Here is an 8,465-nt window from a genome sequence, read left to right on the forward strand (position 1 = left end):
GCCGACCATCGAGGTCCGGATCGCGGACGTCGCCATGACCGCGGCGCAGGCGGCGCGCTGCGCGGTGGTGGGGAGGGGTCGCGTGGGGGGGGCGCTGCGCTCGATCAGGGGCGGCCACTCCGTGCCGTGGCTGCGGGTCGAGTTGCTGCGGGCGCAGTTGTGGCGTGCGGCCCGGGACGGGCTCGACGGGGAATGCACGAGTCCGGCGACCGACTGTTCCTGAGAACCGAAGTGCAGCATCTGATCCGGCTCGCGCACTCCGGCGCCGTCATGTTCCTCATCCGCACCTACCTGTTGCCGCTGCGCGATGTCGCGTCCGTCCCGGAATGGGGTGCACGGCTGTACAAGGTCCTCGAGGACCTTCCGGTGGACATGGCCGAGTACAAGGGCATCAGCCGTACCCGCGAGCCCGGAATGAGATGGCTCGCGGCCCACGGGAACGTCGAGCTGTGACGCTCACCGATCGGCGACCGCGCACTGCGGCGCTCCCCGGCGGTCCGGGTCTCGACACGGTCCTCGCGACAGTTTCCGTGATCGCCCGCGACGGCCTGCGCGGTCTGACGATCCGGGCCGTCGCCGCGGAGGCGGGCCTCACGGACGCGGAAGTCCGGCAGCGTTTCGCGTCGACGGACGCCCTCGTCGACGCCGCACTCCGGTACGCGCTGGACAACAGCGCGAGCGTCTTCGCCGACATCGCCGACGGGTCGTCACTCGACCACTTCGTCGAGCACCTCACGGACCTCGTCGCCCGCGACCCCGACCTGCAGGTCTTCCAATACGAGCTGATGCTCGAGTCCCGGCGGACGCCGCGCCTCGACCCGCAGGTGAAACTGCTGTACGCGACGTACATCGAGGCGACGTCCCAGGCACTGACCCGCCTGGGCATCACCGCCGACGAAGATCTGACCCTGCTGGTGTACTCGGCGATCGAGGGCTTCATCATGCACCAACTCGTCGCGAAGGATCGCCCTGCCACCGAGCGCGCCATCGAGCGCCTGCGCAGGATTCTGTCGACCGCGAGGTGATCCCCAGGTGAGTGCCAAAGTGTGCCCCGGCACGCTTTGCCGCTCACCTGGGGAGCTGGACGACAATCCCGTCCGTCACCGTCCGTCGAAGTCGGTGTCGTTGTCGCCGGGCATCAGTTCGGATGCGATCTTGCGGGCCGCGGACAGGATTTCGTCGTCACTGGCGTCGATGGTTTTCGCGGCGATGCCGGCCATGTTCATCGACATCAGCGCGAGCCGGATGCGCAATCGATCCTCCACCGTCGCGTCGGTGGGGGTGAGGATTTCGTAGAGGTCGGAGAGATACCGAGTCATGCTGAGCTTGTCCGGGCCGACTTCCTTGAACACCCGGTTGTCGGCGACCGCGAAGCGGAACAGTGCCAGGCCGCGCGCCTGCATGATGTCGTGCCATCGGGAGAGCACCGCCATCCGCAGGTCCGGGCCGCGCTGTTGCGTGCGGGCCCAGTCGACGAGCTCGACGATCTGCTCGAGCAGGCCGGCCACCAGGACCCGGACGATGTCTTCCTTGCTGTCGAAGTGGTAATACAACGCCGCTTTGGTCATGTCCAAGTGCTCGGCGATCTCACGCATCGAGGTCGCTTCGTAGCCCTTCTCCGCGAACAACTTCAATGCGACGGCAGGAATCCGCTCACGGGTGCCGGTCCGGCTGGCATCCTCCGGTGCATTCACAGTGACCACCTCTCGCGTTCCCGGATCGGACCAGGGTTGCTGACCGATCGGTAAGTGAGTACGGTGACTTACCGATCGGTTAGTAGCCCGTGTTCAGGGTACTCGACCACACACACGTGATCACCGGAAGGCCATCGACATGCCCGAGGCAACCGCAGCGCTGACGCCGCGTCAGATCATCACCGCCATGAGCGGACTGGTCATCGCGATGCTTCTGGCGATGCTCGACAACATGATCGTCTCCCCTGCCCTGCCGACCATCGTCGGCGATCTGGGCGGGCTGGACCACCTCTCCTGGGTGGTGACCGGCTACATCCTCGCCTCGACGGTGGCCACCCCGATCTGGGGCAAGCTCGGCGACCTGTTCGGCCACAAGGCGACCTTCATGGCTTCGATCACGATCTTCCTGATCGGTTCCGCGTTGTGCGGGATGAGCCAGGACATGCTCCAGTTGATCCTGTTCCGGGCCATCCAGGGGCTCGGCGCGGGCGGTCTGATGGTCGGCATCATGTCGGTGATCGGGCTGATGGTCTCCCCCCGCGAACGCGGCAAGTATCAGGGCATCATGATGGCCGTGATGCCGGCGGCAATGATCGGCGGACCGCTGATCGGCGGTTTCATCACCGACAACCTGTCCTGGCGGTGGGTGTTCTACGTCAACCTCCCCCTGGGACTGCTGTCGTTGGTCGTGGTGTGGGCCACCCTGACCCTGCCGGGTGAGGTCACGAAGAAGGCCGCCCAACTGTCCATCGACTGGCTGGGTGCGAGCGTGCTCAGCGTGTGGATTACCGCGCTGGTCCTCACGGTCACCTGGGGTGGCAGCCAGTACGCGTGGGGCTCGTGGCAGATCATCGGACTCGCGGTCGTGGCCGTCGTCGGTTTCGCCCTCTTCCTGATCGTCGAACGCCGGGCCGCGGAGCCGATCATCCCCCTGCAACTGTTCTCCAGCAGGAACTTCTCCGTGGCCAGTGCCCTCGGCTTCGTGGTCGGATTCGCCATGTTCGGTGGTGTCACCTTCCTGCCGCAGTTCCAGCAGTTCGTTCAGGGCCAATCCGCTACGAACAGCGGGCTGCTGCTGATGCCGATGATGATCTCGGCCATGGTCGTCTCACTCGCCGGTGGCCTGCTCATCACCAAGACCGGGCGCTACAAGGCGATCCCGATCGTCGGCGCCGCCATGCTGGTGGTGGGCCTGTGGCTGTTCTCCACCATGGACGCGAACACCTCGATCGCGCAGACCGGTCTCTACATGGTGGCGCTCGGCGTCGGAATGGGCTGCCTGATGCAGACGACGAACCTGATCGCGCAGAACAGTGTGCCGATCCGAGACATGGGCACCGCGACCGGTACCGCCACCTTCGCCCGCAACATGGGCGGATCGATCGGAGTCGCCTTGCTCGGTGCGATCTACGCCAACCAACTCACGTCGTCGCTGGGCGACACCGGCGGGCAGGGAACGCCCAGCGCATCCGGGATGACCCCGGCGGCCTTGCACCAACTTCCCGAGGCCGTGCAGGTCGTGTTCAAACAGGCCGTCGTCAACGGCACCCACGCGATCTTCCTGTGGGGGGCCGTCATCGCCGCCGCCGCGTTCGTCCTCGCCTGGCTCATCAAGGAAGTGCCGCTCCGGGAGACCCTCACCCCGGACGACGTCGCCGAGCCCGCCGATAGCATCGGACACTGACCGCCGGCCGCCCAAATCTTGGGCGGCCGAAGTCATGCTCTCGAGCATTGGTTTGAGATGGTCCAGACGAAAGAACAGAAGCGACAACGACGTATGCTGCTGTTACCGTCGCACGCAGGGAGACGAGCATGGGCATCGACCATGACCTCGGCGCGGAACTCCGCGCCCTGTCCGACGGCGAGTTCTTCGCCATCCTCGCCCGCGAGGTCGCCAACCGTGAGTCGATGAGCTCGGTGCGCGACGCCCTTCTCTCGCTCGTCGCCTCCGGCCCCACCCTCAGCGCCTCCGTCGCCTCGACGGTGCCCGCGCACGTGGTGTCGGAGTCGATCGCGCGGGCCCGCACCGAGGCCACGGCAAGACGGGCGATTTTCGACCATCCGCATCTCGAAGCCAGCGATGTCGCCGATGTCCTGCGTTCCCGCGTAAGCAACCGACGCAGCCCCGCCGGCCGGTTACGCGAACGCGGAGACATCATCGGATACGAGATCGGCGGGCGCTACCTCTACCCCAGCTTCCAATTCGACGCCGCGACCGCGCAGGTCCGGCCAGTCGTCGCGGAGATCAACCAGCTCCTGAACGCCACGCACGACCCCTGGGGAGTGAGTTCCTGGTGGATCAGCCCATCCGGGTGGCTCCCGGACGGACAATCGCCCGCCGACCTCGCTGCGGAGGGCGGGCAGGACGATCGGATCCGCGCCATCGCCCACGACCTGCTGGCGGACTGAACCGTGGTGATGCACGGTGCATCACCAAATTCTGTGGCGATGCACCGTGCATCACCACCGCCACAACCCCTTGGTGCAGCCATTTCCCATCGAACCGAGTGAGAGTGCACGCCGATTCCGGATTGGAACCGCTCTCATCTGGCCGCGACCTTCGGTGATGCACCGTGCATCACCGGCATCCATAAGTGATGCACCGTGCGTCACGCGACGCGTTAACAGTCCAGTGTGGCCGCGAGGTACCCCCAGGTGAGTGCCAAAGTGTGCCCCGGCACGCTTTGCCGCTCACCTGGGGAGGATCTGGGCGAGAACGACCGACGCCGGTCCGGACAGGTGCGCCGACCCCTGTTCGACGAGCAGGCAGTCGCCGGGTTCGAGAGACCCGAGGTCCGTCGTGAGGCGTCCGCCCAGGACCAGGACGAGGACGGCAACCCGCCCGTCGGCGGCTATCTCGTGTTCCGTTCCGACGTCGACGATGTCCACCGACGCGGCTGTCGTGGACCGGTGGACCATGACGTTGAACGCCTCGGTAGCCCCGGCCGCCACACAGGCGGGGCCGTCCTCACCGGCGAACGGGGTCGGACTAAGGCGCGGGATCACCGTCGGGGCGTTGCCGAAGTCGAGAGACACCGGATAGTCGCCGATCACCGTGAAGATGCGGTCGACCTCGGGGAACGGCGAGAACGTCGAACTCCCGTCGAGCGTTGCGACGCTGAACCGCCACCGGGACGCGGCACCGGTGGCGATCTCCGCAGTGGTCCCTGCACCATTGGCCCATGGCGTGACGCGACGATCCGCGCGACGGGTGATGCGTACTTCGCGAGCTGTTGTCACCATTCCTCCTCACAGTGTTGTCCACTGTGACGATACTTTGTTTCTCAATCCCATCATTAACCCATTCGTCATGTAGCGCACTATTTTCGCAATCTCCGCTTTGGTTCACTGTCGATAGACATTGATTCCCATCGGCGGACACTGCGAGTGTCCCGCCATCCTCGATCAAGGTGGACGACTATGAACGAAGCAGTCGCTGCGGCCGACACCGCCTGGATTCTGGCGGCCTTCACGGCGGTGAGCCTGATGGTGCCGGGCCTGGCCATGTTCTACGGCGGGATGGTCAGCGTGCGCAACACGCTCAACATGGCCATGATGACGTTCGGCGCGTTCGCCGTCGTCGGGGTGCTGTGGATCGTCTTCGGCTACTCGGCCGTGCTCGGCAATTCCCTCGGCGGCCTCGGCCTCCTGGGCGACCCGCTCGAGTTCTTCGGCTCCAGTTCGCTTCTGGACGCCCCCGCCGAACCCGGACTGCCACCCGCGCTGGTCTCCGGATTCCAGCTGTTGTTCGCCGCTATCACCGTGGCGCTCATCTCGGGTGCGCTGGCCGACCGGATGAAGTTCGGCGCGTGGATGCTGTTCGCCGGCCTGTGGGCGACGTTCGTCTACTTCCCGGTCGCCCACTGGGTCTTCGCGTTCGACTCGGCAGACGGTTCGGTGATCGGCGGATGGATCGCCAACACCCTCGGCGCCATCGACTTCGCCGGCGGCACGGCGGTGCACATCAACGCGGGCATTGCCGCCCTCGCCGTCGTCCTGGTTCTCGGGACCCGCAAGACGTTCCCCGTCTCACCGCGCCCGCACAGCCTTCCCCTGACGATGCTCGGCGCCGGCATCCTGCTGTTCGGCTGGTTCGGGTTCAACGGCGGCTCGGCACTGTCCGCCGGTAACAGCGCGTCCGTCGTCATCCTCAACACGGTCGCCGCCGCGTGCGCAGGCATCTGCGCGTGGCTGGCCGTCGAGAAGTTGCGAGAAGGCCGGGCCACCTCGCTCGGCGCGGCATCCGGACTGATCGCCGCCCTGGTCGCCATCACGCCCGCCTGCGGCGCCGTCTCGCCCCTCGGCGCGCTGGCGGTCGGCGCCTCGGCCGGCGCGGTCTGCTGCTTCGCGGTCTCCTGGAAGTACCGGCTCGGCTACGACGACGCGCTCGACGTCGTCGGCGTGCACCTGGTCGGCGGCGTCCTCGGCACCGTCCTCATCGGGTTCCTCGCGGATCCGGCCGCCCCCAACGGCGCAGCGGGACTTCTCTACGGCGGCGGCTTCGACGTGCTGTGGCGCCAATGCGTCGCCGTGGCAGCCGTTCTCGCCTACTGCTTCGTCGTCACCCTGGTGATCGTCCTGGCACTGAAGAAGTTCATGGGCATCCGAGCCGACCAGGACAGCGAATACGACGGCCTCGACGTGTCCGTACACGGCGAGACGGCGTACGTGCTCGACGCCGTCGGCCTCACCGGCGCATCCAAGCACGGCGCGGACGCAGTGCTCGGCGCGGAAGCCATCACCGCCGAAGCGGTGGGAGACCCCGCGAAGGCTTGATCCAGCGCCCACGCAAACCGGGCCCTGTCCGCAGCCTTCCGCGGGCAGGGCCCTGTTGCGTCGCCGATTACGTCAGGCTCTGAGCCAGACTCCGCAGCCTGTCGCTGTAGTTGTTCGGCTGGGCGGACAGGAACTGGGTCAGCACGATTCGATCGAATTCCTCCATCGCGGCCGAATCACCCGTGATTGCCGCATGATTCGCGACTTCGTGTTCGAGCAATTCGACCGCCTCACGCCACCTGCACACAGCGGGACTGCCGAGTTCCATCTGCGGCTCGAATCGCAGCGGTTGCTCGAGTGGACTTCCGAGAATTTCCTGCAGGTGCTCCTCGAGGGTTCCGCGCGCCAGTCGGACGATCAGCTGAGAATGCCCTTCGTGCCACTCCATGGTCGCGGGGCGTCCCGGCGAGAGAATCGACGCGACCGTCATGGTCGAGTCGAATTCTTCTGCACCACAAGTAATTCGGGCCGTTCCCGACAGCGGGATCTGAACGACGTAGAAGTCGCCGTGGTCATCCGCATTCATCAGCGCATCGGTGCCATAATCGAAATAGTAGAGACCGATCGCCCCCGCGGTGGCCAGGCTGACCGGCTCGGCGGGGTCGAAGGGCAGCGCCGCTTTTCCGCCGGACGCTATCTGAACTGTCGCCAACATTGCTACCACGACCTTTCGACCACCCGCCACTCTACGCCCGGCACACGGCGTGGAGGAAGGCCGAAATCGCGGTCGGCGGAGTCACTCCTCGTGATGGTCCAGGTATGGGTCTACTCGACAATCCGGACGCGGCGCCCCAGCCGCCACGCGGACAAGTACGGGTCGTCGGATCCCAGGACGAAGATCCCCGAGGCGTGCTCCGCCGGGTCACCCCCACTTATCTGCGCCTCGGAAGTCACCTCATTCTTCGTGAAAGGCGCGCATGGTGCCGGTCGCAAGGTACCGCTGATGGAACGAGAACGCCTCCCCGAGCAGATGCGGCGTATGGCCTGCGGCTCCCGGAGCGGCCTGCGCCCGCTCGACGTAGTCGGTGAGCAGCGGCCGGAATTCGGGATGCGCGCATCGCTCGATGATCGCCCTGGACCGGCGACGCGGCGACAACCCCCGCAAGTCGGCCAGGCCCTGCTCGGTCACCACAACCTGGGTGTCGTGCTCGGTGTGATCGACGTGCGGGGTCATCGGGACGATCGACGAGATCGCCCCGTTCTTCGCCGTGGACGGGCTGAGGAACATCGACAGGTAGCCGTTGCGCGCGAAGTCCCCCGAACCGCCGATGCCGTTCATGATCTTGGTCCCCATGACATGCGTCGAATTGACGTTTCCGTAGACGTCGGCCTCCAGCATCCCGTTCATCGCGATGATCCCCAGCCGACGTACCACCTCGGGGTGGTTGCTGATCTCCTGCGGGCGCAGCCGGATGTGTTCGCGGTAGAAGTCGATGTTGGACGTCAGCTCGGCGATCCCGGCCTCCGAGAGCGCCAGCGCCGTTGCCGACGCGAACCGCACGGTGCCGTGTTTGATCAGGTGCAGCATCCCGTCCTGGATCACCTCGGAATAGCAGGTCAATCCCCGATACGGGCCACGGTCGAGACCACCGAGGACGGCGTTGGCGACGTTTCCGATGCCGGCTTGCAGCGGCAGCAACGTGTTCTCCGGGAGGCGTCCACGCCGGACCTCGTGGTCGAAGAACTCCAGCACGTGGGCAGCGATCGCCTCGCTGACCGAGTCCGGGGCCGTCAGCGCGCTCGCACTGTCGGGGGCATTCGTCTCCACGACCGCGACCACCTTGCCCGGGTCCACCCGGTAGTGGGGCTGACCGATGCGGTCCTCGACGTCGGTGAGCTCGATCGGCCGGCGGTGCGGGGGCAGTGCGGTGCCGTAGTAGATGTCGTGAATGCCGTCCATCGCATCCGGGACCCAGGAGTTGACTTCGAGAATGACCTTCTCCGCGACATCGAGCCAGGTCTTGTTGTTTCCGACAGACGCGGACGGAATCAATT

General features: G+C 66.1%; 8 protein-coding genes and 2 pseudogenes. 6 read left to right on the forward strand and 4 right to left on the reverse strand.

Annotated features, from left to right (window positions below):
- The 3 genes and pseudogenes from CA951_RS41775 to CA951_RS41785 form a co-directional block, all read left to right on the forward strand.
- A pseudogene (locus CA951_RS41775) lies at positions 1 to 223 on the forward strand (carboxylate--amine ligase); the annotation flags it as partial.
- Positions 193 to 453 (forward strand): annotated as a pseudogene (locus CA951_RS41780) (heme-dependent oxidative N-demethylase subunit alpha family protein); the annotation flags it as partial. The pseudogenes CA951_RS41775 and CA951_RS41780, both read left to right, overlap by 31 nt.
- Positions 450 to 1,025, forward strand: coding sequence for a TetR/AcrR family transcriptional regulator (locus CA951_RS41785; protein WP_087562431.1), 576 nt, complete (start codon positions 450 to 452; stop codon positions 1,023 to 1,025). The pseudogene CA951_RS41780 and the gene CA951_RS41785, both read left to right, overlap by 4 nt.
- A gap of 75 nt (positions 1,026 to 1,100) precedes the next feature.
- Here CA951_RS41785 and CA951_RS41790 read toward each other — a convergent pair whose 3' ends face one another.
- The gene (locus CA951_RS41790) at positions 1,101 to 1,694 is read right to left on the reverse strand and encodes a TetR/AcrR family transcriptional regulator (protein WP_179220525.1); all 594 of its coding nucleotides are present in this window, start codon (positions 1,692 to 1,694) and stop codon (positions 1,101 to 1,103) included.
- Between the two features lie 139 nt (positions 1,695 to 1,833).
- Between CA951_RS41790 and CA951_RS41795 the strand changes: the two genes are divergently transcribed.
- Positions 1,834 to 3,378, forward strand: coding sequence for an MDR family MFS transporter (locus tag CA951_RS41795; protein WP_087562433.1), 1,545 nt, complete (start codon positions 1,834 to 1,836; stop codon positions 3,376 to 3,378).
- Between the two features lie 128 nt (positions 3,379 to 3,506).
- Positions 3,507 to 4,103 carry a hypothetical protein gene (locus CA951_RS41800; RefSeq protein WP_087562434.1) on the forward strand — a complete coding sequence of 199 codons (597 nt, stop codon included), beginning with the start codon at positions 3,507 to 3,509 and terminating at the stop codon, positions 4,101 to 4,103.
- Between the two features lie 282 nt (positions 4,104 to 4,385).
- On the opposite strand, the gene CA951_RS41805 is transcribed toward CA951_RS41800, so the two are convergent.
- Positions 4,386 to 4,934: a HutD family protein gene (locus CA951_RS41805; protein WP_087562438.1), complete on the reverse strand. Its 549-nt coding sequence runs from the start codon at positions 4,932 to 4,934 to the stop codon at positions 4,386 to 4,388.
- A 180-nt stretch (positions 4,935 to 5,114) separates the two neighbouring features.
- On the opposite strand from CA951_RS41805, the gene CA951_RS41810 reads away from it, so the two are divergent.
- Positions 5,115 to 6,470: an ammonium transporter gene (locus CA951_RS41810; RefSeq protein ID WP_087562435.1), complete on the forward strand. Its 1,356-nt coding sequence runs from the start codon at positions 5,115 to 5,117 to the stop codon at positions 6,468 to 6,470.
- A 67-nt stretch (positions 6,471 to 6,537) separates the two neighbouring features.
- On the opposite strand, the gene CA951_RS41815 is transcribed toward CA951_RS41810, so the two are convergent.
- Positions 6,538 to 7,125 carry a transcriptional regulator gene (locus CA951_RS41815; protein WP_087562436.1) on the reverse strand — a complete coding sequence of 196 codons (588 nt, stop codon included), beginning with the start codon at positions 7,123 to 7,125 and terminating at the stop codon, positions 6,538 to 6,540.
- Positions 7,126 to 7,365: 240 nt separating this feature from the next.
- Positions 7,366 to 8,465 (reverse strand): acetyl-CoA hydrolase/transferase C-terminal domain-containing protein (locus tag CA951_RS41820; RefSeq protein WP_087562437.1); only part of this gene is annotated, 1,100 nt, incomplete at its 5' end.

Origin of the sequence: Rhodococcus sp. NCIMB 12038 (assembly GCF_002165735.1) — a bacterium.
Classification (GTDB): domain Bacteria; phylum Actinomycetota; class Actinomycetes; order Mycobacteriales; family Mycobacteriaceae; genus Rhodococcus_F.